The sequence below is a fragment of the Glutamicibacter uratoxydans genome (genome assembly GCF_006539925.1).
Taxonomy (GTDB): Bacteria; Actinomycetota; Actinomycetes; order Actinomycetales; family Micrococcaceae; genus Glutamicibacter; species Glutamicibacter uratoxydans.
The window spans coordinates 1-25,514 of the sequence record NZ_BJNY01000003.1 but is presented as its reverse complement, the minus strand read 5'-3'; the positions used below and the strand labels follow the sequence as shown (position 1 = coordinate 25,514).

Genomic DNA, 25,514 nt, shown 5'->3' with positions numbered 1-25,514 from the left:
CACACCCGCCGGTTCGAAGGGCTTTCGAAAATGTCTGAATCCACCACCGTCCGCACCGACTTCACCCTGCTGCGCGCCGAGGAAGTCGCCGCCGCCAAGCAGATCCTCGTCGAGAATTCGCTGTTCACCGACACCACCCGCATGGCCTACCTGGGGCTGGAAGACCCCAGCGAAACCAGCGACAAGCGCCAGGTGCGCGTGATGCTCATGGACCGGGTGCGCAACGAGCCCAAGGATGTGCTGATCGACCTGAACACCGGGAGCATCCTCTCGGTGATCGAGCTGGACCCCGCCGCCGGCCAGCTGCCGGTGCTGCTGGAGGAATTCGAGATGGTCGAAGAGATCCTTGCCTCCGACGAGCAGTGGGCCGCCGCCTTGGAAAAGCGCGGGCTGACCCCATCCCAGGTGCGCGTGGCCCCACTGTCCGCCGGCGTGTTCGAATACCCGGAGGAGTCGGGGCGCCGCATGCTGCGCGGCCTGGCCTTCCGCCAGGACTTCGCCGAGGACATCGCCTGGGCGCACCCCATCGACGGCCTGGTGGTCTACATCGACACCATCGCCCGCAAGGTGGATCAGCTGCTGGACTTCGGCATCGTCCCGGTCCCGGAGACCCACGGCAACTTCACCGACCCGGAACTGGCGGGCCCAGTGCGCACCACCCAGAAGCCGATCGAGATCACCCAGCTGCAGGGCCCGAGCTTCACCGTGAGCGAGGGCAACCACGTGGAATGGGAGAAGTGGTCCCTGGACATCGGCTTTGACATGCGCGAAGGCCTGGTGCTCTACAACATCGGCTTCGACGATGCGGGCAGGCGCCGGCGCATCCTGGACCGCGCCTCCATCGCCGAGATGGTGGTCCCCTATGGCGACCCCTCGCCGGTGCGCAGCTGGCAGAATTACTTCGACACCGGTGAATACCTGATCGGCCGCTGCGCCAACTCGCTGGAGCTGGGCTGCGACTGCCTGGGCGAAATCCACTACATCTCCCCGGTGGTCGTCGACGGCGACGGCAACGCACAGACCATTGCCAACGGCATCTGCATGCACGAGGAGGACGCCTCGATCCTGGCCAAGCATTCGGATGACTGGGCGGGCGTGAAGTACACCCGCCGCAACCGCCGCCTGGTGATCAGCTTCTTCACCACCGTGGGCAACTACGACTACGGCTTCTACTGGTACCTCTACCTGGATGGCACCATCGAGTTCGAGGCCAAGGCCACCGGCATCGTGTTCACCTCCGCCATGGGCGACGAACGCTACTCTTCGGAAATGGCCCCGGGGCTGACCGCGCCCTTCCACCAGCACATCTTCGGCGCGCGCCTGGACTTCGCGCTGGACGGCGGGGGAAGCCAGGTCATCGAGGAAGAGGCTGTGCGCCTGCCGATCAGCGAAGCGAACCCGCGCGGCAACGCCTTCACGCGCAGCCACACGGTGTTGGCCACCGAGCAGCAGGCGGTGCGCGATAACAACATGGCCGCCGGGCGCACCTGGATTGTCACCAACCCCGAGTCCAAGAACTACCTGGGCAAAAACGTCGGCTACAAGCTGCTGCCCCAGGGGCTTCCCACCCTGCTGGCCGCCGAGGGCTCCTCGGTGCACCGCCGCGCCGAATTCGCCTCCAAGGCGCTGTGGGTCACCCAGCGCGATGCCGCACACCGCTACCCGACCGGCGATTTTGTGAACCAGAACCCCGGAGTAGACGGCATCGGCTCCTGGGTGCAGGAGGACAAGAACATCGACGGCGAGAAGATCAGCCTGTGGCACACCTTCGCGCTGACCCACTTCCCGCGCACCGAAGACTGGCCGATCATGCCGGTGGACACCGTGGGCTTCACCATCCGCCCCGAGGGCTTCTTCGACCGTTCGCCGATCATGGACGTGCCGGAGCCTGCCAAGCAGCACGGCTGCTGCTCCACCGAAGAAGCCGGCCATGGCTGCTGCGGTTCTGACAGCTAGGCTCGCAGCCCCGCGCCGCCCGGCCGCGCACCACCTCCTGGCCGGCGCCGCCGGGCTGGCCGCGGCCGGGCACCTGCTGGTGCTCGCGCTGCTGCCCCACTCGCTGGGCTGGAGCCTGCTGCTGGCGGCCATGACCCTGTGGTGCATCAAATGCGCCTGGCGCGTGGCCCGCGGCTGCGCCGTCCTGGAGCTTCAGCTCATGTGCGCGGCGATGGGCGCGGCCCATGTGGCGATGGCGGTGGGCCTGCCCTGGTTCTCCGGCCACCACGCGGGCCATGCAGGCCACGCGGCCTCCCACGCGGGGATCATGCTGCTGGCTGCTGCCATCGAATTTGCGCTGATGTTCGCCAGCGCCCTGGTGCTCAGGAAGCGCGGCATTCCAGCAGCAGCGGCGTGAGCTGATGCGGCGCCAGCTCTTGCGGCCAGTGTTCAAGGCTGCCGCCGAAGCGGGTGACTGCCGCGAAGGAGGCGCGCTCCACCTCGCTGTCCGCGCCGTGGCCGCCGGCGTCAACATGGCCGTGGTCGGTGGTCAGCACCAGGTACCAATCCTCGCCCAAGGCCTGCACCCGGTGCTCGATCGCCGCATAAATGCGGGACAAGTGGTTCTCGATGCGCGCCATCGCCGCGGCGTACTGGCTGCTGTGCGGGCCGAAGACATGGCCCTCGTCGTCCGCGTCGCAGAAGTAGATGAAGGAGACGTCGGGGCCCTTGGCGCTCAGCGTGGCCACCGCATGGTCCGCCACCTGGGCATCTGCCAGCTGGTAGCCGTAGGTCTCCCCGTCGCGGGCGATCACCCGGTGGGTTCCGGCGCGCTGCTGTTCGCGCCGCTCCCAGATCACCGGTCCGGCATCCGCCGGGTCCACCAGCGGGGGCCAGCCGGCCGCCGCCATGGTGGTGGTGCCCTGGTCCGCGAAGTAGGCGAGGCTGAGCAGGTCCGGGCGGGCCAGCAGCTGGTGCCCGATGAACTTGTTGTCCGCCACCCGGTGCTGGGCGTGGGTGCTGCCGGTGAGCAGGGTGGACCAGCCGGGCCCGGAGAGGGTCGGCACCTCCATGCGCAGGCTGTTGAGCTTTCCTCCGGCGGCCACCTTGTCCAGGGTCGGCATCGCCCCGGTGCCGTGGGCCAGGTCGATGCGCAGGCCGTCGATGCCGACCAGTGCAATTTTCGGTTTCATGCGATCCGTCCTAGGGCTGGGTGGTGCAGCGGCGCCGGTGCGGCGGCCGGTGCTGCGGTTTTTGCGGAGTCGATGAGCACCGCGCCGGTACGCACGGACACGCTCACCCGACAGGCCGGGGCGAATGCCGCCGCCTCGTGGGTCGGCAGGTCCACGCGCAGCGTCCTGCCCTGGTAGTCGAGCATGATGCTGCTGTGCGCTCCGCGCAGCACCGCCGATTCGACGATGCCCGCCCCGGCGGCATCTGCCCGCAGCACCAGGTCCTCGGGCCTGACCAGCGCCTCAAGCCCCGTCGCGGAGGCCGGCGCCGTCTGCGGGTTGGAGATCTTCAGCAGCTTGCCCAGCACCTGCACCCCGCCGGTGGTGGCGGTGGCGCTGATGCGGTTCACCGCGCCGACGAACTCGGAGATGAAGGCGGTGCGCGGGGTGCAGTACAGCTGCTCGGGGGTGCCTAGCTGTTCGATCTGCCCGCCCAGCATGACGCCCACGCGGTCGCCGATGGTCAGCGCCTCTTCCTGGTCGTGGGTCACCAGCAGCGTCGTGGTGCCAGACTGCAGCTGGATCCGCTTGATTTCCTCGCGCAGGTGCACGCGCACCTGGGCGTCCAGGGCGGAGAGCGGCTCGTCAAGCAGCAGCACGCGCGGCTCGATGGCCAACGCACGGGCCAGCGCCACGCGCTGCTGCTGTCCGCCGGAGAGCTGCCCTGGGTGCTTCTGCGCGTGCTCGGCCAGGCCCACCATCTCCAGCAGCTCGGCCGCCCTGGCGCCGCGCCGGGACTTCGAGGCGCCGGCAAGGCGCAGCCCGTAGGCGACATTCTGCGCCGCGCTCATATGCGGGAACAGGCTGTAGGACTGGAACACGATCCCGATGCCGCGCCCACGCACCGGCGCATGGGTCATGTCCGCTCCCCCGATGTGCACGCTGCCTGCATCAGGGGTTTCCATGCCTGCCAGCACGCGCAGGGTGGTGGTCTTGCCGCAGCCCGAAGGTCCGAGCAGGGCCAGCAGCTCGCCCGGCTTCATGCTCAGGTCCAGGTTGTCCAGGACCTTCTTTCCGGCATAGCTTTTGCTGATTGAGGACAGTACGACCTCGGCTGAATCCCTCGTCATCGGGATCCTCCTTTTGCAGTTGTTTTCCCCGAGCCGCTGCGCGCAAGCACCGCCAGCAGCAGCCAGGTGGCAAGAATTGTGAGGAACGACAGGGCCGCGGCGGCCCTCGGCTCGTTCATGCCGACCTGCACCATGAAGACCGGGAAGGTCGAGTGCAGCAGCAGGGCGGCGATCGCATATTCGCCGAGCACCATCGCGCAGGACAGCAGGCTCGCGCCCAGCAGCGCCCCGCGCAGATTCGGCAGAACCACGTGCACGATGCTCTGCCAGGGCTTTGCGCCAAGGCTTTCGCTGGCCGCCCACAGGGTCCGCAGGTCCAGGGCGCGGATTCCCGCGTCGAGGCTGCGGTACACCAGCGGCAGGGTGAGCACCATGTAGAAGGGCACCAGCGAGTACAGGCTGACCATGAAGCCCGGCGCCACCGCGCGGAAGAACAGGTTCGCGCCGGCCACCAGGGCAATGCCCGGAACCACGTAGGGAACCACCGACAGCCATTCGGTGAAGCGCAGCAGCCCCGGGGCTTTCAGGTGCAGGAACAACAGGGTCGGAACCAGCAGGACCAAGGATCCGGCGGTGCTCAGCATCGCCAGGTTCAGCGTGTTCAGCAGCTGCGCGCCGATCGTTGTTCCCGCCAGCGCCTCGCGCAGCGGATCCAGGGTGAAGCCCTGGCCCGGCAGGCTGAAGCCGAAGATTGCTGTGGCGACCAGCGGCAGGAAGAACATCAGCAGCGCCGCCGCGATGATGACTGTGCGCAGGATGTCGCCGGCCGAGGCCCTCTCCGCGGCCTTGGCCGGGGCTTGTACCGCCGGCGCCGCGGTGCGTTCTAGTAGTGCCATGCCCGTGATTTCCTTTCCACCAGCACCCGCAGCCCCATGGCCGCGACCACCACGATGATCATTCCTGTCACCAGCGCCGCGGCGAAGCTTTCATCGCTCATCACGTCGCCGGAGATGAAGAAGCCGATGAGGATCGGCACCAGGTTGACCCGGCCGCCGGCCAGCGCATAGGCGGTGGCATAGGCGCCGAAGGCGTTGGCGAAGAGCAGGAGCAGCGAGCCGGCAATCGGCGGCCACATGATCGGCAGCGCAATGTCCACCAGGTAGCGCAGCCGGCTGGCGCCCAGCGAGTAGGCCGCCTCGGGCCACTGCTTTTTCAAGGATCCGAAGGCTGGGAGCATCAAGATGGCCATCAGCGGAATCTGGAAGTACAGGTACACCAGCACCAGGCCGCTGAAGGAGGCAAGCTGGATGCTCTGGCTCAGGTCCCACCCGGTCAGCTGCAGCACCAGCTGCGTGACCAGGCCCTGCACGCCAAGCGTGGCGATGAACGCGAAGGCTAGGGCCACGCCGCCCATCTGGGAAGCCACCGCAGAAAATGACATCACCAGGTTCTGCAGCCAGGCAGGCTTTTTGCCGGTAGCCAGCGCCCAGGCCAGCAGCAGGCCCACCGCGCCGCCGATCACCGCGGTGAGCAGCGAGAGGTTGAAGGTCTGGATGAACGCGTCGAGGTATTGCGGCTCCAGCAGCTTGGCCATGGAGGCCAGGGAGAATTCTCCCTTGACCCTGAAGCTGGTGACGATGTTGGCGCCGATGGGAAGCAGCAGGAAGACTGTCAGGAAGATCAGCAGCGGTGCCGCCCCAACCCAGCCGGGGAGCCTGCGCCGGGTTGGAGAAATCACTGGGAGGCAACCTTCTGGGCCCACTGCTCAACGATCAGCTGGCTGGCTGCTTCGCCCTGCTCGACGGTCGGGAAGGTGATCTTGGAGATGACATCGGCATCCGGCAGCTTCGCCAGCGCCTCGTCGGAGAGCTTTCCCGCCTTCTTCAGTTCGACGTAGCGTGCAGGGATGCCGCCGCCCAGTGCGAAGAGCTCGGAAGCTTCGTCGCTGGTCAGCCAGTCCACCCAGAGGCGCGCGCTGTTCGGATGCGGGGAGTTCGCGACCACTGGCTGCGCGTAGTAGTTGCCGAAGACGCCGTCGTCAAAGGTGGTGGTTTCCAGCTTGACGTTGGACTTGGCCAGTTCCTTCTCCATGCCCAGGAAGTTGTAGTTCCAGTCCAGGACCACTGCCGCCTGCCCGGTGCTCAATGCGGAGACCGGAGAAGTAATCGAGACTAGGTTGCCCGACTTGGCAAGCTTCTCGAAGAAGTCGATGCCCGGCTGGATGTTGTCGACGCTGCCGCCGTGGGCCAGCGCTGCGGCGAACACCGCCGCGATCGACGATGCGCCCTTGCGCGGGTCGCCCGGCAGCGCCACCTTGCCCTTGTACTTCGGGTCCAGCAGATCATCCCAAGTCTTCGGTGCTTCGACGACGCTGGTGTTCGTGCCCACCTGCACCACGCCGTAGTAGGCGCCGACCCACATGCCTTCGGGATCCTTCAAGTTATCCGGGATCGCCTCGAAGTTGCTTGGCTTGTAGGCTTCGATCAGGCCTTGCTCTTCAGCCTTTCCGGTGAAGGAGTAGCCGATGTCGATCACATCAGGCTGCGTCGACTGGCCCTTGAGGTTCTTCACAGCGGTCAGTTCGTCGGCGCTGGAGGCATCGGGATTGACCACCGGAGTGGCCACACCGTACTTCTTGGTGAAGGTTTCGAACTGGCTCTTATAGTTGGCCCAGTCCTCTGGAACTGCAATCAGCTGTACGGTGCCTTCGTCCTTGGCAAGCTTGGTGATTTCATCCAGCGAGGTGCCCACCGCGGCTTCTGCGATCGAAGCCTGGTTGCAGGCGGTCAAAGTTCCACCCAAGGTAGCAACCACTGCAAGGGTTGCAACCGAACGAAGCACCGTGCGGCGCGAAGCAGCAAAGAAGCTGCGAGAGTGAGGATTCTGTAACTTGCTCATTGCGAGATTGCTTTCATGTCAGTGAAGTGGGCTCAGTAACCCGCTGGCATGATTCAAACTAATGACGCTACGTTTCCGAGCAACGACCTCAAGGTGTCTGCAAGGTGAACAATGGTCTAGACCTTTATGGTTCCGCTCACATCCGCATTACGTAGCGTCTCCGACGCGCCCAGAGACCACGATCTTCAAGCGGTCGGTCCGGATCAGATCTCGGGAGTATTCCACCGGCTGGCCATTCTTGGCCAGCGCGGTCCGCTTCACGCCAAGAACTGCGCTGTCGGCTTTGATTTCCATCAGCTTCGCATCAGCTTCGGAAATAATCACCGGGTTCAACTCCTCCACCGACGAGTACGGCGCAAGAGAATACCGGGAACTCATCAGCTCGTAGATCGACCCGTCAAGATCCAATTCCAGAAATCTCGGAAACAACCCTGCCGGCAGGAAACTCTCCTCAATGACCACCGGAGTGGCACCCGCATACCTCAAACGGTGAATGCGGTGCACCTCTTCGCCAACAGGCAGTTGCAGCGCTTCGGCCACCGCCGCTTCGGCTGAGATCGTCTGTGCGGAAATCACGATTGATGAGGCGCTATGCACACTTTTCAGCAGCTGCTTACTCAGCCCCATGAGGTTGGAGATATCCACTGGAACCCGGGCTTCAGCAACGAATGAACCACCCTTGGCTCCAACGACTCGGAGAATCGATCCATCCTGCTGCAAAGACTCGAGCGCTTGTCGTAGTGTCATGCGGCTGACGCCGAGCGCTTGTGAGAATCTTCTTTCCGCAGGAAGTTTGAATCCTTGGGGAAGCCGCTGTTCTGCGATAAGCCCGGTAAGCCATTCGCTGATGGATTGATGGGCAGACAGCGCAGGATCCAGCACTAGATCCTGGGCTGCGCTCAAGAGCTCTTCGACGTCGATGACAGTTTCCCTTCATGTTCTTTACCGCGCGTTAATGCAGATGGCGTCTGCCAGTCATTCAATCCCGACCGGCAGTACATCTACGGTGCATAGCTTGTTCCCGTTACCCAGTGGTCTAGACCGTTGGGGTTGTTCAACACAGTATCAAGATCGGATTCACCAATGCACAGCACCCTGTCACAGCCCGCCATATCCTTGGACTTAGTGGACGGAGTCCTCTTCGACTTCAACGGCACGCTGTCAAACGATGAGCCAATCCTTCGTGAACTCTTCATTGAGCTTGCCGCCAAGTACTTTGACGTGACGCTCACTGCTGAGGCCTACCATGCTGAGCTTGCCGGCCGTAACGACAGGGAGATCCTCGGCGGCATTCAGGCCATGGCCAAACCCGGGGTTTGCAGCACTTCGATCCCGGAATTCCTCGAAATCATTGACGCGGAATATGCCGTGCGCATCCGCAAGGAGCAAACAATCAGCACCTCATGTATTGAACTGGTGCGCGAACTGAGTGCGCGTTCAATCAAGATGGCTGTCGTGACCGGTGCAAGTCGAAAGCAGGTCATCCCGGCCTTGGAACGCGCCGGAATTCTGCCGCTGTTCGAAACGGTTGTCACTGACGAAGACGTCGCTGTGGGCAAACCAGATCCAGAAGGCTTCCACATGGCGGCCCACCGCCTGGGGCTGGAAGATCCCCGTCGCATCGCCGTGTTTGAAGATTCCATCCCCGGGCTTCAAGCCGCCAAGGCTGCAGGAATGATTCCTATTTGCGTCAGCGGAACCCACTCAAGAAAAGAACTTGAACAGCATGCTGACATCATTGTCGCCGAGCTGAGCGTGGAGTGCTTGCAGTTGAAGCTGGGATAGCCGCAAATAATTTATTGCAGGACAGCGTCAAGGCGCGTCAGCCGCACACTAACCCAGTGCAGCTGACGCGCCTTCACGCATCTAACGGTTGAAAATTAGTCTTAGAAATCCGAGTTCGGATCAAGTTCCGGAGGAAGATACGGCGGCATCGGCGGAGGATACGGGCTGGGCCGCTTCACTGTCCTGCGGCGGATCCTGTCATTCTCGTCCTTGGGAGGATTTGGATATTTCACCGGTACCGGAGGGATCAGATCCCTGCGCTGGAACCAAGAACGAATGGTGCGAACCACCCCGCGGATCGGCGGCGGGGAGGAAATAAACTCGGTGTCCGAGGTCGGTCGGATCACGATCCGGTGCGGTGCACCAGAAATCACGACTTCTTCCTCCCACCCCTTCGCTTCCTTCGCCAGGTTGCAGGCCCCGCACTTCATGCCGCTGTTATCAAAACTGGTTTCTCCGCCCTTGGCGGCTTGTTTGATGTGGTCCGCATGCTTGACATTGTTGTCGCAGTACGGGGTGCGGCAGTACGGGTCGCGCAGCTGGATCAGATGTCGCAGCTGCCCGGTGAACAAGCGTTCCCTTGAGTCCATGCAGACCAGGTCTTGCTGGTTTGGGGCCAGATAGAGGCGTCGCAGGTACGGCAGGGCTTTGATCTGCTGGTCGATGGCCGCCTGGAACTCGTCGCTGGGATTCTCCCCTTCGATCTGGCAGGCGAGCATGAGCCGCTGCGCGTAGTCGTCGGGCAGGCTGCCATATCCGGTGAGGGTTACGTTCTCCCGGTGCTGCATGAACAGGTTCTGATCAGTCATGATCAATCCCAGGTGCAGCCTGACTGGCAGCGGCTGGTCCAACGGGTTGCCTGTCGCCGCCCGCAGCAAGATGTCCGCTCGAATCTGCGCTGGGGTGCGTTCATCTCCCTTGGCTTTGGCGGAGGCGACTTCGGTGTCAAGGAAGTCCTTGAACGCGGTACCGGTGTCGATGGGGACTTTGGCGTTGAGGAACATGCAGTCCTTGCCCTTCCGCATCCTCACGTACCGGGCGGCGGTGGTGTCCTTGATGTCCTTGAGCCGTTCGGTGCCCAGGAGCTTGTCGGCCGCTTGCTGGGCGATGTTCTTGGCTTCCTTGATGCCGGCTCCGTTGAACAGGTCAGGGTTATCGGAGTAGAAGTTGTCGAAGCTCTTGTGATGCTCTTCGGTCAGGTCGTCGAGCGGGGCGAGGATGGCCAGGACGGTTTTCTCATTTAGGACGCCGCGTTCGAACTGGGAGAAGGTGTAAGGCATGTTGGGGACCAAGTGGCGGATGCGGCGCAGGTAGGTGATCGATCCGCGCGGGGACTGGCGGCGAGCCAGGGAGATGAAGTGCGCGGTGCCCCGTTCCTGGGTGGAGGTGTGGCGTGTGGGCTGGGCTCCGGTGGAGGCGTCGATACGGGCCGCGGCGCGGGCTTCGATGGAAGACCAGAACGCTTTATAGGCTTCAGCTTGGCCCATGATGGTGCACAGATCAGCGGTGTTCCCGGAGCGGAGGGCGTCGTTGATGAACCGGGCGTCCCAGGGGTCCAGGTGGGGTGCTTGGTCGAAGCACTCTTCCTGCCAGTCGTGTGCTTCGAAGTAGTTTTCTTCTACCTCGTATGTTTCGAACATATCTCCAGTTTACGCTGGCATGACTGGATTGTGAAGTGTTTTATCCGAATGTTTTGATTTTTGTTCTAGCCTGTGATAACGCCCGCGTGTTCGAGGGATTCAGCTGGTGCCGAGCGAGATCCAGAGGGACAGGAGCAGCAGGCCGATGCCGATGCCTGCGCCGTGGCCAGCCAGCAAGAGCAGCAGCCTGGGCCAGCTGCGGTAGTCGTCGGCAGTTCCGGTTCCGGCGGAAATGCGCCGGCGGCGGATCCGCGCCAGCAGCGCCGCCAGGACGCAGGCGGCAAAGGACAGCAGCGCACCGAAGACCACCGCGGTAATGCCGGCGGAGGCCTCGGCGCGGTTCGCGGACAGGCCGTTGGCGCTGATGGCAAGCAGCAGCACCCAGAGCCAGATGAGCACCGGGTCACCGAGGGCGGCAAGGATCTTGGAGGAGGCAGGGACGCTGCTGTTGAGCGCGAGCCTGGCGCCGTACTGGGACCAGCCGAGCACGGCGAGCACCAGGAAGAGCGTGGAGAGGAAGGTCACGGCGCGCGGCGGCTAGAAGCTGCGGAGCAGGTCGCCGAGCTTCTTGGTGGCTGCTCCCGGCTCGGTGGTGGCGAAGAAGTACTGGGAGAGCTGCTTTTGGCGCCCCGAGACCCCGGAGGCCGCCAGCTGGGCGACGCGATCGGCCAGGCCGTTGGCGCGGCCGAGCAGCTGGGCGGAGGGCAGCCCGGAACGCAGCCGGCTCTCGCGGTCGCCGGCGAGGATCAGCGGGACGTTCAGCGCGACGGCGTCGTAGGCCATGGCGGAGATGTCGCAGATCGCCACGTCGGCCCAGACCAGCGACTGGCCAGGGTCGTGGACGGGGTCCAAAAGGTGCGAGTAGGCGGACTTCAGCGCGGCCGCCGCCTTCTTGGCAGCCGGCGAGGCGTCGCCGGTTTTGGGGTGCGGGCGAAAGCGGACCTCGAAGTTCGGGTCGGCGTCCAGCTGGGCGAGGATGCGTTCGCCGTAGTCGGGCAGCGAGGAGTAGGCCATGGCGGCCGAGTCGCCCTCCCAGGTCGGTGCGTAGAGCACTCGGGTGGTGGAGCTGGGCTCGGCGGGCTTGAGCCCGTCGAGCTGCGGGCGGCCGATCTGCACCAGGGCGGCGAGGTCGAAGCGGGAGATGGAGTCCGCGATGCGCTCCACCGCGGCCGGCCCGGCGACGCAGGCGTAGTCATAGGCCTTGAGCTGATGCGAAACCATGGAGGCCTTCTCCGACTCGCCATGGTTCAGGTGCACATGGGCCGGGCCGTTGAAGCGCAGCATGGTGAAGTTGCGCTGCGAGTTGTTCACATAGCAGATAGCGCGGGCGCCGATGGCGCGCAGCCGGGTTTCGATGTGCTCGATGGAGTGCGAGAAGAGCACCGGCAGGCTGCTGTTTTCCAGCACCAGCCGGGCGCTGCGCGCGTCCATGGCGATGACCCCCGTCTTCAGGCCCGCGGCGGCCAGACGGTGGAAGGTCTCGATCCAGACATCGAGCTGGTAGAACTGGCCTGGCCCCTCGGCGAAGAAGAGCACGGCGTCCGCCTGATCCAGTTCGCGGGAGCTGCTGGCAATCTGCGCACGGACCGACTTTTCAGCCAGCAACGACTGGGCCTTGCCGGCGAGCTGGTGAACTGTTGCAGGAATCAACGCCATGGTTTCAAGTGTACGTACCGGCTAGCGGTTCACCGCGGAGGCCAGGGCCGAAATATTCTCCTGCATCCACTGCAGATAGCCCGAGCCGTCGGTGATGGTCTCGGTCAGCTCGACCACCGGCACGCCTGCCTCCTGGGCCTTGGCGCGCAGCGCCTTGGTTTCTGCTCCTTCGGTCTGCGTGTTGTAGACCATCATGCCAACGCCCTTTGAAGCGAGCATCTCATCGGACTGCTTCATGGTCAGCGGGGCGATGCCCTCGCCCTCCTCGATGGCCTCGCTCAGCCCGGCGGGGGTCTTGTTGACCATGCCGGCATCTTCCAGCAGGTGGAAGGGCACCGGTTCGGTCATCAGGTAGCTGCGCTTCTCCAGTCCAGCTTCCGCCAGCTGGGCCTGCAGCGTGGTGATGCCGTCGTTGAAGGCGGCGGCGTTCTGCTTGTACTCCTCGGCGTTGGCGGAGTCCTGCGCGCCCAGCTGCTGCGCCAGGGCGTCGGCGAGCGCGCTCATGGAGTCCAGGTCATACCAGATGTGCTCGTTGTAGTCAGCGTGCTCGTGGCCGTGGCCGTCGGCGGCGTCATGCTCGTCGTGGTCGGCATGCCCGTCGGCGTTGTCAACCGGCTTGCCTTCGTGGGTCACCGGCGAGTAGTCCACCGCGTGGACCATCGCAATCTCCTGCGCCTGCTCCTTGGGCAGCGAGCCGTAGAGCGAGTCCATGAACTGGTCGTAGCCGCCGCCGTTGGCCAGGACGATGGAGGCCTTGGAGACGGTGAGCTTGTCGCGGGCGGTGGGCTCGTAGGAGTGCGGGTCCTGGGCGCTGGAGGTGATGACCTCGCTGACCTGGGCGTCCTGCCCGGCCACGGCGCGGGCGATGTCCGCGTAGACATTGGTGGACGCCACGATGTTGATGTCTGCGGGCGGGGCAGAGGCTGTGCCCTGCGCGTCAGCGGTGCAGCCGGAGAGCAGCAGTGCGGCGAAGGGGAGGATGGACAGCGGGGCGAGAAGTGAACGGGTTTTCACTGGAGGCTTTCTAGTTCAGGAGCGCTATTGAGAACTATTCTACATTACTCATGAGAATGATTCGCACTTAGCGCGCGCCTGCCGTGCGCTCCCCCGGTGCCGGTGGCCTTGACCACGAGCACCGCGATCAGCGTGGTCACCGGGATGGCAAGCACCAGGCCGATGGAGCCGATCAGGATCCGGATGACCTCCTCCGCCATTTCCCCGGTGCTCAGCGTGGTGCCGAAGCCCTGGCTGCTCAGCGCCGCGATGGCCAGCACCGGCAGCGCGGCGCCGGCATAGGCGAAGGCGATGGTGTAGACGGTGGAGGCGATGTGGTCCCGGCCGATGCGCATGCCGCGGGTGAACAGCTCCCGGGCGCTGGCGGCGGGGCTGGATTCGGCAAGCTCCCACACGGTGGCCGACTGCGTGATCGTCACATCGTTGAGCACGCCCATGCCGCCAATGAGGATGGAGCAGATCAGCAGGCCGGTCAGCGAGACCTGGGGTGCGACGGTGGACAGGGTCATCGCCGATTCGTCGTGCGCCCCGGTCAGCGCCGCCGCGTCGGTCAGCCACAGCGCCAGCCCCGCAGTGACGCCCAGGCCAAAGAGCGTGCCCAGCAGCGCGGTGGAGGTCTTCGCGTTCAGCCCGTGGGCAAAGTACAGGGCGGCGAACATGATCGCGGTGGAGCCGGTGAGCCCGATGAGCACCGGGTTGCCGCCCTCCAGCAGCGCCGGGACCATGAACAGGATCATGAACCCGATGCCGCCGACCAGCCCCAGGATCGCGCGCACCCCGCGCCAGCCGGCCACCAGGGCGACCACCACGCCGTAGGAGATGGCCAGCAGCGCCATCGGCACGGTGCGCACAAAGTCGACGAACACGTAGTTGGTGCCTGAATTCCCGGCGGCCTTGGACAGATCCAGGTAGCGGATCACATCCCCCTCGCGTGCGGGGCGGGAGGTCAGCGTCTCGGCGGGGATTTCCAGCTGGATCTGCGCCCCGCCGCCGGCGGGCATCAGGTAGGTGACCTCGCAGTCCAGCACCTTGCCGCCCACGTCCTCCAGGCCCTGGGAGGAGGGGCAGGCTTCCACGCCGCTGCGCACCACGGTGCCGGTGGTCATCACCGCTCCCCCGGCGGTGTCCATGGATCCTGCCAGGGCGAACTTGTCGTAGTTGCCCTGCGGCCACAGCGCGATGACCAGGATCAGCGCGAGCGCGCCGATGGGCGCGAGGATGGCCCAGAGGATGATAGAGGCGCGCTTGCGGCGTGCCGGGTCTTGCAGGATTTCTGCGTCATGATGGTGGCCCACGGTGCTCCGAGCGGTAGGTGGCGGCAAAGAAACTCGTGCACCATCGTAGCCAAAGACAGCGATAAATCCTCCCAAAGACTCATGCCCGGACAGGCGCGGGCAGGCGAAAATGGTAGGCATGAGCATGAGCGAAGCCCAAGGACAGGCACCAGCACAGGCACCCGGGCAGGATCCCCAGTACGAGTACCACCGGCTGCTGCGCCGCGACGAGCGCTACCGCTGGTGGCGGCCGCTGGCGATGCTGGGCACCGGGACCGGATTCTTCCTGGTGCTCACCGCGATGGTCATGGTGGCGCTGTTCGCCTCGATGCTCTTCAACCCGGCCTTCTGGAATGCCGACGACGCGGCCATCGACGCCTACTTCGACGAAACACTCATGGACATGAGCAACCCGGCGGCGTTCTTCCTGACCATGATCTCCATCATCGTGATGATCCCGGCGGTGTGGCTTGCCTACCTGCTGCTGGGGGCCAAGCCCATCGGCCTGCTCTTGTCAGTGACGGGGAAGATCCGCTGGCGCTGGCTGGGGCTGGTGGCGGCGGTGAGCACGCTGGTGTACGCGGTGTACTTCTCGCTGTCCTTCATCTTCGACGCGCTGGACACCAGCACCACTGCCTCGCCCTCCGAGTTCATGCCCGCCAACCCGCTGTTCTATGCGCTGCTGGTGGTGGTGCTGACCCCGCTGCAGTGCACCGCCGAGGAGCTGGTGTTCCGCGGCGCGTTCATGCAGGCGGTGGGCGGCTGGCTCAAGCACCCCGCCTTCGCGATCCTGCTGCCGGTGCCGCTGTTCACCTTCGGCCACCTCTACGATGTCTACGGGCTGCTTGACGTGACGGTGTTCGCGGTGGCCGCCGGCTATCTGACCTGGCGCACCGGCGGGCTGGAGGCGGCGATCGCGGTGCACGTGGTGAACAACACCTCGCTGTTCCTGCTCAGTGCGATCGGGCAGATCGACGTGAACGAGACCGAATCCAGCTGGCAGGCGCTGGCCGCCTCTACCGTGATGACCGCCGTGCTGACCTTCATCATCGCCAAGCTCGCGGCGCGCAAGAACATTGTGCGCACCGCCGGCCCTGCCCCGCGCAGCGCGCCGGCGCCGCTGCTGGCGCCGTGGCCGATCGCCTACCCGGCGCACTACAGCCAGCAGCCCCAGGCCTACTGGGCTCCGCCGCAGGCGCCGGAAAACAGGGAGCAGCAGTACAGGGATCCGGAGAACTAGAAAAGTCCAGCGCGGGAGCTTCCCGCGCTGGACTTTTTTCTTGTACTTTTTAGGCCTTGGCCCAGCGCAGCAGGGCCGCGATGCCTGCGCCGTCCGGAATGATGCTGTCAGGCACATAGCGGATGGTGGCGTCGGTCAGTGCGGTGGCCCGCAGCAGCACCTCGGGGGCGGGCCATTCGCCGATGACCAGCTCCGCATGGTCGTCCCCGTCCTGGTGGGCGACCCACGGCTCGTCGATCAGGGCGCGCAGCGTGTGCTCGTCCTGGTACTGGCCCACCAGCACCACCTCGGCCTGGGCCGACTGCAGCGCGGTGACCACCTCGTCCAGGCCCACTGCCAGCAGCGAGCGGCCGTTGCCGGACTGCGCCGCCACGCGGGCTTCCAGCGCCGCCACGGCCGAGGACTTGACCTCGTCCACCAGCGCTGCGATGTGCTCCTGTACCTGCTTGGAATCGGCGCCGCCGGTGCGGGTGTGCGCGTCGATGACCTCCACGTATTCCTGCAGCGCCGCAGGCAGGGCGGCGACGACTGCCTCGCGGGCCTTGATGTCTCCGGAGAGCACGATCAGGCGCACGTAGTTGTCTTTGGCCATCTCGTCGATGAGCTGCGCAACCTCTTCGGTGTTGCGCCGGATCATCTCATCGGCGGCCGCCTGGGCCTTGGGCTGGTCGTATTTGCCCGGCACCTTGCGGGCGTGGCGGATTTCCTCCGGCGCGCCGACGATGCCGCGGCTTGCCAGCCGGGCCGGCGAGGTGGTGTTGTACAGGTGGACTTCGCCACCGTCGCGGCCGACCTCTGCCACCAGGTAGGAGAAGGCGCCGCCGCGGGCGCGGGCCAGTGCGGTGAAGTTCGGGAATGCCCCGGTTTCTACCTGCGGGGCGTCGACTTTCAGTCCTGGAATCAGTTCGTTCAGAACCACCTGTCCGTCGTGGACCGCGATGAACCGCGCCACCGGTGCGCGAAGACCCTGGGCCGGTTCCAAGGCGGAGACCACTGCCTCGGCGTCGGCGCTGGGGGTCTGCTGGCTTTTCAGAAGCTTTGCCACTTCCCCGGGGAGTTCGTCGGCGGCCTCCTGGGCTGCCGTAGTGCCAAGTGAGGCGTCCACCAGTGCCGTGCTCCATGAGCCGGTCTTTCGGTAGAGCGAAGCGTCGATTCCATTAGAATCCGCGCGAAGTGCCATGCTGACTCCCTTCCACACGCGGCGCATGCCGCGATGCGACTTGATCCGTGGCACTAACCTAACACCACAAATTCGCCGCTGGAAGAGCTGGGAGCAAACTGGCTGTCAGTTACGCCCAAAAATGCCCAAATCAGCATGGCACTAGCCGGTTTACCAGCGGCCGCGCCAGTACTGCGCAGGGGTGGCGCCCGGCGCGCCCAGCGCCTTGGCGGCGCGGTTGGCCCACTGCGGGTCGCCCAGCGCTGCACGTCCGATGCTGACCCCGTCGGCCTGGTGGGTGACAAGGATGTGCTCGGCCTGGGCCGGCTCGGTGATTACGCCCACCGCGGTGACGAAGGCGTCCTGAGGCAGGGCGGCCTTCACCGCGGCAGCCAGCGGCACCTGGTAGCCCGGGCCGGTCGGTCCGTGGTAGGGGCCGATGCCTGCGCTGGACAGGTCGAAGGCGCGCACACCTAAGGTGTAGAGCTCCTGGGCCAGGCGCACGGTCTGCTCGATGTCCCAGCCGTCTTCGACCCAGTCTTCGCCGGAAAGCCTGATGCCCAGGGCCTTGTCGTGGGGCCACACGGCGGCCACGGCGGAAACCACCTCGCGCACATAGCGGGTGCGGTTTTCCCAGCTGCCGCCGTATTCGTCGGTGCGCTGGTTGCTCAGCGGGGAGAGGAACTGGTGGATCAGGTAGCCGTGGGCGCCGTGGATCTGGATCAGGTCGAATCCTGCCTCGTCGGCACGGCGGGCGGCGTCCGCCCATGACTGCACGGATTCTGCGATCTGCTCGCGGCTCATTTCTGCGGCCGGGTTCAGCCCGTAGAGTTCGCTGGGCGAGCTGGTGACTGTCTGCCAGCCGCCGTCGGCCTCGCTCAGGCTTCCGGTCTTGCCTGCCTCTTCCAGCTCCTTGAGCCACCCGTAGGTGGATGCCTTGGCGCCGGCATGGGCCAGCTGCACGCCGGCGGCCGCGCCCTGGGAGTGGATGAACTGCGTGATCGGCTTCCAGGCCTGCACCTGCTCGTCGTTCCACAGGCCCACGTCGAGGTTGGAGATGCGGCCTTCGGGCACCACCGCGGTGGCCTCGGCGATCACCAGGCCGAATCCGCCAGAGGCCCGGGAGCCCAGGTGCACCAGCTGCCAGCTGGTCGGCACCCCGTCCTGCTTGTCGATGGAGTACTGGCACATCGGCGGCAGCACCGCGCGGTTGCGCAGGGCCAGGCCGGCGCCGCTGCGGGCGGGGATGGTCACGGGAGTAAATAGTTTGCTTTGAGGCATACCAAGTACGACATCGCTGCCCGCAGATTTATTCCGCGTGCGCGGTATTTATCCAAGGACAAGTACTGCGACCGACAGGTAGACGATCAGCCCCGCGGCGTCCACGAAGGTGGAGATGAACGGGTTGGAGAACACCGCCGGGTCCACCTTCAGCAGCTTGCCGATCACCGGCATGATCCCGCCCACCGAGGCGGCGATGGTGCACAGGGCCACCAACGTGAGCCCGATGATCGCCGCCACCTGCGCATCGAAGATCAGCGCGGAAATGATGAAGCCGATGGCTCCCAGGCTCGCCCCGAGCACCGCGCCGATGCGGACCTCGCGCACCAGCACCCGGCCGATGTCGTTGACCCGCACCTCCCCCATGGCCAGCGCCCGGGTCACCGTGGTGGCCGCCTGATTTCCAGTGTTCCCGCCGATCCCGACGATCAACGGAATGAACAGGCTGAGCACCACCATGGATTCCAAGGTCGCCTCGAAGCTGGAGAGCACCTTGACCGTCAGCGTGGCGCCGATGGCCAGCACCAGCAGCCAGATGATGCGGGCGCGCACCATTTTGCGGATCGGCGTGCCCAGGTAGGGCCGGTGCAGCGGTTCGGCGCCGGCGCTGCGCGCGGTGCGCTCCTCCTCCGCGTCTTCCAGGATGTCCACGGCGTCGGGCCAGGTCAGCATGCCCACCACGAGGTGCTCGGAATCGAGCACCGGAAGCATTTCGCACTTGGAATTTGCCAGCCGACGGGCGGCGTCCGCCGCCGGCTCATGGACATCGGCGGTGGGTGCCTCGCGCAGCAGGGTGGAAATCTGCGCCTGCGGGTCGGCGGCGAGCAGCTGCGCCAGGTGCACCACACCGAGCAGCCGGCGGTCGGTGTCGATGACCATGACCGTCGACTGTTCTTCGGTTTCTGCCAGCCGCAGGTGCAGCCGCGCCAGCGCCTGCTGGACCGAAAGCTGCGGGTAGAGCGTGGTGAAGCGGGTTTCCAGCACCCGGCCGGTGGAGCCTTCCGGGTAGCCAAGCAGCACGCTGGTCTCGCGGCGGGCCGGCGCATCCAGCCCACGCAGCAGGCTGGTAGCCACCTTGGCGGGCAGCTCGTCGAGCAACGCCACCCGGTCTGCGGCGTCGATGCCCGCGAAGACTTCAAGGACCTGGCTGCGCTGCAGGCCGCCAATGAGGTCGGCCTGCACCGGTGCATCCAGCTCCTGGAAGATCTCCAACGCCCGGTGCTTGTCCAGCAGCCGGTAGACAATGGCGGCATCGGTCAGCTCCAGCACGTCGAGCTGCTCGATGATCTCGGTGTTGTTCAAGACCCGCAGGATCGAGGTGATGGCGGCGAAATCGCGCTCTTTCAGGGCGGTGCGGATCTGGCGTGAAGTAGTAGAGAAGTCTACTTTCTCGAAGGTGTTCATGGTAAGTCCCCCAAACAAGGTGTTTGGCGCGGAAATCCAAGGCATCGGGTCCCGGGGATAATGTCGGGGCGCGGCAAATTAACAGGTGAAAAGTCGACCAGTATTTATGCTGAGGATTTCAGGCGCATCGGCGTGTAGTTCAATAGCGCGAACTCACAGACGCATGCGCGGGCAGGCAGAAGGAAAAACCTGCTCGTTAAGATTCGTCTCCAAGAGATCGCGTGCACATAGATCGACTCGGTCCGTCTTCCATGCAGCTCACCTCCTGGATAGATTTCTTCTGGCGGCAGATGCCTCAGGGACGAATGCCCTTCCTCAATTCATATCATCAATGTCCAGGCTTCCAAACCTTTGGTTGGCTACGTCACAGGGTCAGCCAGCGCTCATTCCCCGATTTGATAGCCGATGAGCCAGCGCAGTCCATAGCGATCGGTGACCTGTCCGTCCCAGTCGCCCCAAGAACGTAGGGCCAATGGGTCAATGTCCGTCCCGCCAACGCTGAGCTTGTCGAACCATTCCTGCAGGACTGCTGGTTCGTCGGTGCCGAGCAATGACAGCATGATGCCTTCGGTGTGCAGGCTTGGTTCGCCGGGTGCCGCGTCGGATCCAGCCAAGGCGACAGGTCCGGTAAGCATGCCGTGGGCGATCGCGTCGGGTGGGCCGTCGTTCCTGCCGAACTGTTCGCAGGTGTACAGCGAAAGTTCTCCCCCGAAGACCTGGGCATAGAAATTCAGCGCTTCGCGGGCAGTTCCAGGGAAGCTGATGTAGATCAGGGGCGCAGCCATTGACGATACTCCTAACGTAAGGCGGCAGTCAGCATGTTTTAGGGTAGGTGCGAATGGCTGGTCCGACAACTACTGTCCGGAAATACCAAGGATGCGGCATTAGAGAGCTCCGGGCGAACTACCTGTTCGCTGGGGAGCATCCGCCCGGATAAGACGCTGTGAAATAAGCAGACAGGGACGCGGTCCTTGCCTGCATATGGATCGACTTGGTTCGCCGTCCATGCAGCCCGTCTCCTTTCATCGACAGGCCTACGCCTGGCTGCGACTCAGAGCGTTGGCTCGATTTAGCCGTGCACACAGGCGATCTTCCCCAGATCGAGCCGGGTGCTGGCGGCGATGCCGGCTTCCGCATGTTGGCCTTGACCCTGCCGACGTACTGTTTTGCGGTGCTTTCCTTGATATTCCTGGAGGCCATTTCTTTCGCTGTACTCTGTGCTGCCCTAGGTCCGCTCAGCACTGTGCACCGAGATGATTGACCCGGATCAATAACGTTGGACAGGAAGCAGTTTAAGCGTCTAGATCGCGTTGAGCACCTTGCCAAGATCACCGAATACCAGCTTCTGCTGCTCATTGAGCAATGGATCGGTACTCAGTCCCTCGACCATGGTTCGCCCAGCCGATACCAGGACGTTCCATGCACCCCATCGCAGTTTCGGAATACTCGCTGTGGCTTTCTGCGCGATGGCACCAAGTTTTTGTACATCCGCGTCATTGCTTTCTCTGTCGGCAAGAATCGCCAAGGTTTGATCCGGTGTGGCACAGACGAGGTAGCGTTCACCTGCATACATGGCCTGGACGTAGGGTCTGCCCACAGGGCTGAGATTTTCCAGTTCATCCGCGGTGAGCACTTGGTTCTCCGAGTTGCCCCATGCGTCGCGACGACGGGCAATCACCACCTTGTCAGCAGTTCCCAGAGTGAAGAATGACTTGTCCTTTTCTGAACGGATCACCCGTGCCCGAGGCACCAGCACCTTTCCTATTCGCAACAGCTTGCGGATGGTGAAGTGTTCTCCACTGATTCGCTGGACAGTTTCAAGGTCGTCGCTGGTCGCGCAGCCAAGCAGCCACTTCGATTGGCCTTCGTTGTCTCTTACCTGGGTAAGCCGTTTTCCAACGCTCTGAACCTCATACCCCGAAGCTCTGTAGGATGCACGCAGCAGGCTGCTCAGCTTCTGCTGCCCGCTAATGGCAGTCTGCGGGTTGGCGATGGGGAATTGCTCCGGATCGATGGCCGCTCGGTGGTCCCGGTGAAGTTCATAGAGGTATGCCCCGACGTTCTTCGGCACCCCATAGAACGGGAATTGCGAGCCGGTAATACCTGCATCCGAGTTGATCTCAATGACATATGGTTCGCCTGCCTGATCCAACATGATGTCAACGCCGCCCCAGCCGAGTCCCGGGATCGCAGCAACTGCTGCACTGGCGCTGTCTTTGACCGAGTCCGAAACGTCTTCAAAAACCTCAAACGGCTCGGCGCCCGAACTGAGCCCACCGAAGTTGAGAACTTGGCGACGTTGTCCCCGCTCTAGAACGGTGTCCAAGGACAGATTCTGGGAATTCAGGTAGCGCTCGATGGTCCCGGAAGTTGGAGTATGCCCGTCATAGGTGCTCGGGTAAAGCTGCCGCCGCAAGTTCTCCTTGACTATCAGCTGCTCAATCGTGCTGACCCCGTCCCCCTGGACCCATGGCAAGACCCGGCGAACAACGCTGACGCATTCTTCCGGCGAGGTCAAACAGCGGAACTCCGCAGTGCCAATGATTTGCTCTTGGACGATCACTTCGCCGTAGGCGGCGGCATCCAAGAAAGCCTGGCCGATCTCTTCTTCTCCGAGCAGATTGACGCTGACGGCATTGCCCTTCTGTCCGTTGCGGGGCTTGAGCACTACCGGCTGGCCGACAGAACGCTGAAAGCCTACAGCTTCTTCTGCGGAAGCGACGAGCGCCGTCTTAGGAGTATTGACGCCAGCGGCATCGAGCAATTCGTAGGTTGCGAGCTTGTCGCCGATAGTCCGTGCCCCAACAAATGATTCGGTGCCTTTGTGCCCGAGAAGAAGGAAGCGTTGTTCCCCGGCGGTGACCAGCGCGCGTCGTCCATCCAGCCACTGGAGGGTTGCACCGTCTTGGGCTGCCGCTAGGGCGATGGTCTCAGGACCCGAGCTGCGCGAAAAGCGGTTCATGCCGAAGAGGATCTTCTTGGTCCCGGCATCGGTATAAATGTGCGGTGCGATGCTGGTGTTAAGCAGTGGGTTGAAATCGACGTCAAGTTTTTCAGGCTGCTCGAATGAACGCGCGGCGACTTCCAATGACAAGTAGCTGCCGAGTGCGTCCGATCCCTGCTGGAGATTCTGGCTGCCGTTGTTCTTTTCACCTAGTGCGTCGAGCAGTCGCTGGAACTGCTGTGCGTCCACTGGTCGGGGTTGGAATCCGTTGCTCCGGTTGTCTGCAGTGACCGGGTAGAGCTTCAGCGTGACAGTTTGGACTCCGTCAGCGCCGGCCACCTCGATCATTGTCCAGAAACCGAACGGAACGATCCCGTCGCTTTCTTCAAAGGCCTTGTAGCGCCCTCCAGATTGGAACATGCCATTGCCGATTGAATACACCACCGGCGTTGAATCCAGCGATTCGATTTCTTGTACCGCATGAGAACCGTGGCCAAGAACGAGGTCGAATCCGTGGTGGACCAGCCGCTGCGCCAAACGCTCTTGGGCTTCCGATTTCCACTTGTAGTTTGAGCCCCAGTGCGGGAAGGCAATGTTGATTTCTTGAGGATGAATTGCCGGCAATTGGCTTTTCTGGGACAACGATTGTGCACCGGCTTTTTCTGCTCGTGCATAAAACTCATAGTCCTTGTCATGGACCCGTGAATACTGGAAGCAGCCGAAGACATTTATCTTTCCGCCGCCGTGTTCGGCTGGAATAGAAATCTGGTAGGGCTGGCCTGATTCACTGTTGTTCAATCCCGCACCGAAATAGCTGATTCCGGCTTTGGTCAGCGCATCGAAGGAAGAAACGATTCCGGGCACACCGTAGTCCATGGTGTGGTTGTTGGCCAGGGATACGCAGTCGACTCCCAGATCCTTCAAGGCATCGATGGTTCCAGCTGGATCAGCCCAGTGAATATAGGACTTCTTGCCCCGCAGATCCGAGGTGGTTGTTTTGGGATTGACAATCGGCGATTCTAAGTTGAAGACTGTGTGGTCGGCTTCGTCAATAAAAGGCAGAAGATATTTTGTGGCGTGTGTGTAGCCATGTTCCTCTAGAATTTTTGCGCCAGCTTCCTTGTAGCTTTCACCGAAGTGGAAGTCCCCCAAGAAAAGAATCTTGTACGCCTTATTCATTTACATCCCCAAGTCAGCATAAAACGCCAGCAATTGAATACATGTTATCTGGGTCTCAAGACATTAGCCGATGTTACGAAGCGCTGCACGCCACGTTCCTCAATGAATTACTTGGGGAAAACGAAAATCGGGCCGAAGCAATCCTTGAACAGAATTGCCTCGGCCCGATTGACAAAGGTTTGGGGTGTTGGCTGCTAGCAGACGACCACGTTGACGGCCAGGCCGCCCATCGCGGTTTCCTTGTACTTGTCGCTCATGTCCTTGCCGGTTTCGCGCATGGTGATGATGACTTCATCGAGGCTCACGTGATGTTCGCCGTCGCCCATCAGGGCCATCTTGGCGGCGTTCACTGCCTTGGAAGCGGCGATAGCGTTGCGCTCGATGCACGGGATCTGCACCAGTCCGCCGATGGGGTCGCAGGTCAGGCCGAGGTTGTGCTCCATGGCGATCTCCGCCGCGTTCTCCACCTGGGCAGGGGTGCCGCCCAGGATCTCTGCCAAGCCGCCGGCGGCCATGGAGGATGCGGAGCCGACCTCGCCCTGGCAGCCGACCTCGGCGCCGGAGATGGACGCCTGCTCCTTGTAGAGCACGCCCACGGCTCCAGCGGTGAGCAGGAAGTTCACGATCGCGTCGTGCTTCTCCTCCTCGTTCCAGAACTTGGCGCCCGGCGCATAGTGGGTGGCGTAGAACAGCACGGCAGGGATGATGCCTGCGGCGCCGTTGGTCGGAGCGGTGACCACGCGGCCGCCGGAGGCGTTCTCCTCGTTCACTGCCAGGGCGACCAGGTTGATCCATTCCTGCCAGTAGACGGGGTCGCGGTCCTTGTCTTCCTTCTTCAGGCGCTCGTGCCATTCAGGGGCGCGGCGGCGAACCTTCAGACCGCCGGGCAGCACGTCGGTGCGCTCCAGGGCTGAGTCCTTGCAGGCTTCCATGACCTCGTAGATGTGGATCAGGCCGGAGCGGATCTCTTCGCGGGTGCGGTAGGCCTCTTCATTGGCCATCATGATTTCAGCGATCGACTTGCCGGTGTTCGTGCAGTGCTCCAGCAGCTTGGCTGCGGTGGTGAAGGGGTAGGGCTGCTGCTTGACCTTCTCTTCGAGGTTCGCTTCGATGCGCTCCTCGGCGCCTTCGCGAACAATGAAGCCGCCGCCCACGGAGAAGAAAGTCTCGTTGGACAGCTCGTTGCCTTCGGCGTCCAGGGCGATGAACTTGACGCCGTTGGTGTGGCGCGGAAGCACTGTCAGCGGATGCTGGATCATGTCTTCGACACGGTAGTTGATGTCCTTGCGGGCATCGAGCTGCTCGGCCAGGCGCAGCACGCCGGTGGCAGCCATGTCTGCCAGGCGTTCGTCGACCTGGGTGGGCAGGATGGTTTCCGGCTCAAAGCCTTCCAGGCCCAGCATGATGGCGGTGAAGGTGCCGTGGCCCTTGCCGGTGGCTGCCAGCGAGCCGTAGACGTCGACGCGGATGGACGCCAGCGCATCAAGCTGGTTCTCGCGCGCAACGTGTGCGATGAACGCGTGCGCCGCACGCATTGGCCCTACGGTGTGGCTGGACGAAGGTCCGATGCCTACCGAAAAGAGATCGAATACGCTAACCGCCATGGCGGGTCACATCCTTAGAAGCTCGAAGTCCTTCGGGTGCTCAACCCGAAGTAAACATGTGGTGCGCCGCGAGTGTGCTCGTGCGCTGGTTTCATCGGCCGGGAATGTTCCACGGCTGGTGAAAGGGGAAGGGCCCGAAAAGCGAATGTGTCCGCAGTTCGGGCCCCTCTTCTTCGCTAGAAGAACTTACTCGGAAACCTTAGCCAGGTCCGGGTACAGTGGGTGGGCCGCAGCCAAGGACAAAACACGATCCTTCAGT

At 63.6% G+C, this 25,514-nt stretch carries 21 protein-coding genes; 4 read left to right on the top strand and 17 right to left on the bottom strand.

Features of this window, described 5'->3' with window-relative positions; all coding sequences use genetic code 11:
• Positions 1-30: 30 nt before the first annotated feature.
• Complete coding sequence (locus AUR04nite_RS03545; protein ID WP_141362017.1) at positions 31-1,956, top strand: primary-amine oxidase; 1,926 nt, start codon at positions 31-33, stop codon at positions 1,954-1,956.
• Positions 1,931-2,353 carry a hypothetical protein gene (locus tag AUR04nite_RS03540; RefSeq protein WP_141362015.1) on the top strand — a complete coding sequence of 141 codons (423 nt, stop codon included), beginning with the start codon at positions 1,931-1,933 and terminating at the stop codon, positions 2,351-2,353. The genes AUR04nite_RS03545 and AUR04nite_RS03540 overlap by 26 nt, the downstream gene beginning before the upstream one ends.
• Here AUR04nite_RS03540 and AUR04nite_RS03535 read toward each other — a convergent pair.
• From AUR04nite_RS03535 to AUR04nite_RS03510, 6 genes are all read right to left on the bottom strand, one after another.
• Positions 2,319-3,128 carry an alkaline phosphatase family protein gene (locus tag AUR04nite_RS03535; protein WP_141362013.1) on the bottom strand — a complete coding sequence of 270 codons (810 nt, stop codon included), beginning with the start codon at positions 3,126-3,128 and terminating at the stop codon, positions 2,319-2,321. The two genes, AUR04nite_RS03540 and AUR04nite_RS03535, sit on opposite strands and share 35 nt — an antisense overlap.
• Entirely contained in the window at positions 3,125-4,237 is a 1,113-nt protein-coding gene (locus AUR04nite_RS03530; RefSeq protein WP_141362011.1) for an ABC transporter ATP-binding protein, read from the bottom strand. Before AUR04nite_RS03530 ends, AUR04nite_RS03535 begins: the two co-directional genes overlap by 4 nt.
• Positions 4,234-5,073: an ABC transporter permease gene (locus AUR04nite_RS03525; RefSeq protein WP_141362009.1), complete on the bottom strand. Its 840-nt coding sequence runs from the start codon at positions 5,071-5,073 to the stop codon at positions 4,234-4,236. The genes AUR04nite_RS03530 and AUR04nite_RS03525 overlap by 4 nt, the downstream gene beginning before the upstream one ends.
• On the bottom strand, positions 5,061-5,915 hold the full coding sequence (locus tag AUR04nite_RS03520; RefSeq protein WP_141362007.1) for an ABC transporter permease: 855 nt from the start codon (positions 5,913-5,915) through the stop codon (positions 5,061-5,063). Before AUR04nite_RS03520 ends, AUR04nite_RS03525 begins: the two co-directional genes overlap by 13 nt.
• Entirely contained in the window at positions 5,912-7,075 is a 1,164-nt protein-coding gene (locus tag AUR04nite_RS03515; RefSeq protein WP_141362005.1) for an ABC transporter substrate-binding protein, read from the bottom strand. Before AUR04nite_RS03515 ends, AUR04nite_RS03520 begins: the two co-directional genes overlap by 4 nt.
• Positions 7,076-7,222: 147 nt before the next feature.
• The gene (locus tag AUR04nite_RS03510) at positions 7,223-7,978 is read right to left on the bottom strand and encodes a GntR family transcriptional regulator (RefSeq protein WP_141362003.1); all 756 of its coding nucleotides are present in this window, start codon (positions 7,976-7,978) and stop codon (positions 7,223-7,225) included.
• A gap of 180 nt (positions 7,979-8,158) precedes the next feature.
• Between AUR04nite_RS03510 and AUR04nite_RS03505 the strand changes: the two genes are divergently transcribed.
• On the top strand, positions 8,159-8,860 hold the full coding sequence (locus AUR04nite_RS03505; RefSeq protein WP_141362001.1) for an HAD family hydrolase: 702 nt from the start codon (positions 8,159-8,161) through the stop codon (positions 8,858-8,860).
• Between the two features lie 101 nt (positions 8,861-8,961).
• Here AUR04nite_RS03505 and AUR04nite_RS03500 read toward each other — a convergent pair whose 3' ends face one another.
• The 5 genes from AUR04nite_RS03500 to AUR04nite_RS03480 all read right to left on the bottom strand — a co-directional run bounded on the left by AUR04nite_RS03500 (position 8,962) and on the right by AUR04nite_RS03480 (position 14,585).
• Positions 8,962-10,500 carry an HNH endonuclease gene (locus AUR04nite_RS03500; protein WP_141361999.1) on the bottom strand — a complete coding sequence of 513 codons (1,539 nt, stop codon included), beginning with the start codon at positions 10,498-10,500 and terminating at the stop codon, positions 8,962-8,964.
• Positions 10,501-10,599: 99 nt separating this feature from the next.
• On the bottom strand, positions 10,600-11,025 hold the full coding sequence (locus tag AUR04nite_RS03495; protein ID WP_141361997.1) for a hypothetical protein: 426 nt from the start codon (positions 11,023-11,025) through the stop codon (positions 10,600-10,602).
• Between the two features lie 12 nt (positions 11,026-11,037).
• The gene (locus AUR04nite_RS03490; RefSeq protein WP_141361995.1) at positions 11,038-12,156 is read right to left on the bottom strand and encodes a CDP-glycerol glycerophosphotransferase family protein; all 1,119 of its coding nucleotides are present in this window, start codon (positions 12,154-12,156) and stop codon (positions 11,038-11,040) included.
• Positions 12,157-12,177: 21 nt separating this feature from the next.
• Positions 12,178-13,170, bottom strand: coding sequence for a metal ABC transporter solute-binding protein, Zn/Mn family (locus AUR04nite_RS03485; RefSeq protein WP_141361993.1), 993 nt, complete (start codon positions 13,168-13,170; stop codon positions 12,178-12,180).
• 44 nt (positions 13,171-13,214) lie between these two features.
• Positions 13,215-14,585 carry a YibE/F family protein gene (locus AUR04nite_RS03480; protein ID WP_246055350.1) on the bottom strand — a complete coding sequence of 457 codons (1,371 nt, stop codon included), beginning with the start codon at positions 14,583-14,585 and terminating at the stop codon, positions 13,215-13,217.
• Here AUR04nite_RS03480 and AUR04nite_RS03475 point away from each other — a divergent pair.
• Positions 14,584-15,684: a CPBP family intramembrane glutamic endopeptidase gene (locus tag AUR04nite_RS03475; RefSeq protein WP_170184075.1), complete on the top strand. Its 1,101-nt coding sequence runs from the start codon at positions 14,584-14,586 to the stop codon at positions 15,682-15,684. The two genes, AUR04nite_RS03480 and AUR04nite_RS03475, sit on opposite strands and share 2 nt — an antisense overlap.
• 49 nt (positions 15,685-15,733) lie before the next feature.
• On the opposite strand, the gene AUR04nite_RS03470 is transcribed toward AUR04nite_RS03475, so the two are convergent.
• From AUR04nite_RS03470 to AUR04nite_RS03445, 6 genes are all read right to left on the bottom strand, one after another.
• Positions 15,734-16,864 carry a baeRF2 domain-containing protein gene (locus AUR04nite_RS03470; RefSeq protein ID WP_246055349.1) on the bottom strand — a complete coding sequence of 377 codons (1,131 nt, stop codon included), beginning with the start codon at positions 16,862-16,864 and terminating at the stop codon, positions 15,734-15,736.
• A 150-nt stretch (positions 16,865-17,014) separates the two neighbouring features.
• Positions 17,015-18,124, bottom strand: a complete 1,110-nt coding sequence (locus AUR04nite_RS03465) for an NADH:flavin oxidoreductase/NADH oxidase (protein ID WP_141361989.1) — start codon at positions 18,122-18,124, stop codon at positions 17,015-17,017.
• 48 nt (positions 18,125-18,172) lie between these two features.
• Positions 18,173-19,528, bottom strand: a complete 1,356-nt coding sequence (gene mgtE / locus AUR04nite_RS03460; protein ID WP_141361987.1) for a magnesium transporter — start codon at positions 19,526-19,528, stop codon at positions 18,173-18,175.
• A 383-nt stretch (positions 19,529-19,911) separates the two neighbouring features.
• Complete coding sequence (locus AUR04nite_RS03455) at positions 19,912-20,313, bottom strand: VOC family protein (RefSeq protein WP_141361985.1); 402 nt, start codon at positions 20,311-20,313, stop codon at positions 19,912-19,914.
• 515 nt (positions 20,314-20,828) lie between these two features.
• Positions 20,829-23,651, bottom strand: a complete 2,823-nt coding sequence (locus tag AUR04nite_RS03450; RefSeq protein ID WP_141361983.1) for a CapA family protein — start codon at positions 23,649-23,651, stop codon at positions 20,829-20,831.
• A gap of 194 nt (positions 23,652-23,845) precedes the next feature.
• Positions 23,846-25,255, bottom strand: coding sequence for an L-serine ammonia-lyase (locus tag AUR04nite_RS03445; RefSeq protein WP_141361981.1), 1,410 nt, complete (start codon positions 25,253-25,255; stop codon positions 23,846-23,848).
• Positions 25,256-25,514: the final 259 nt, after the last annotated feature.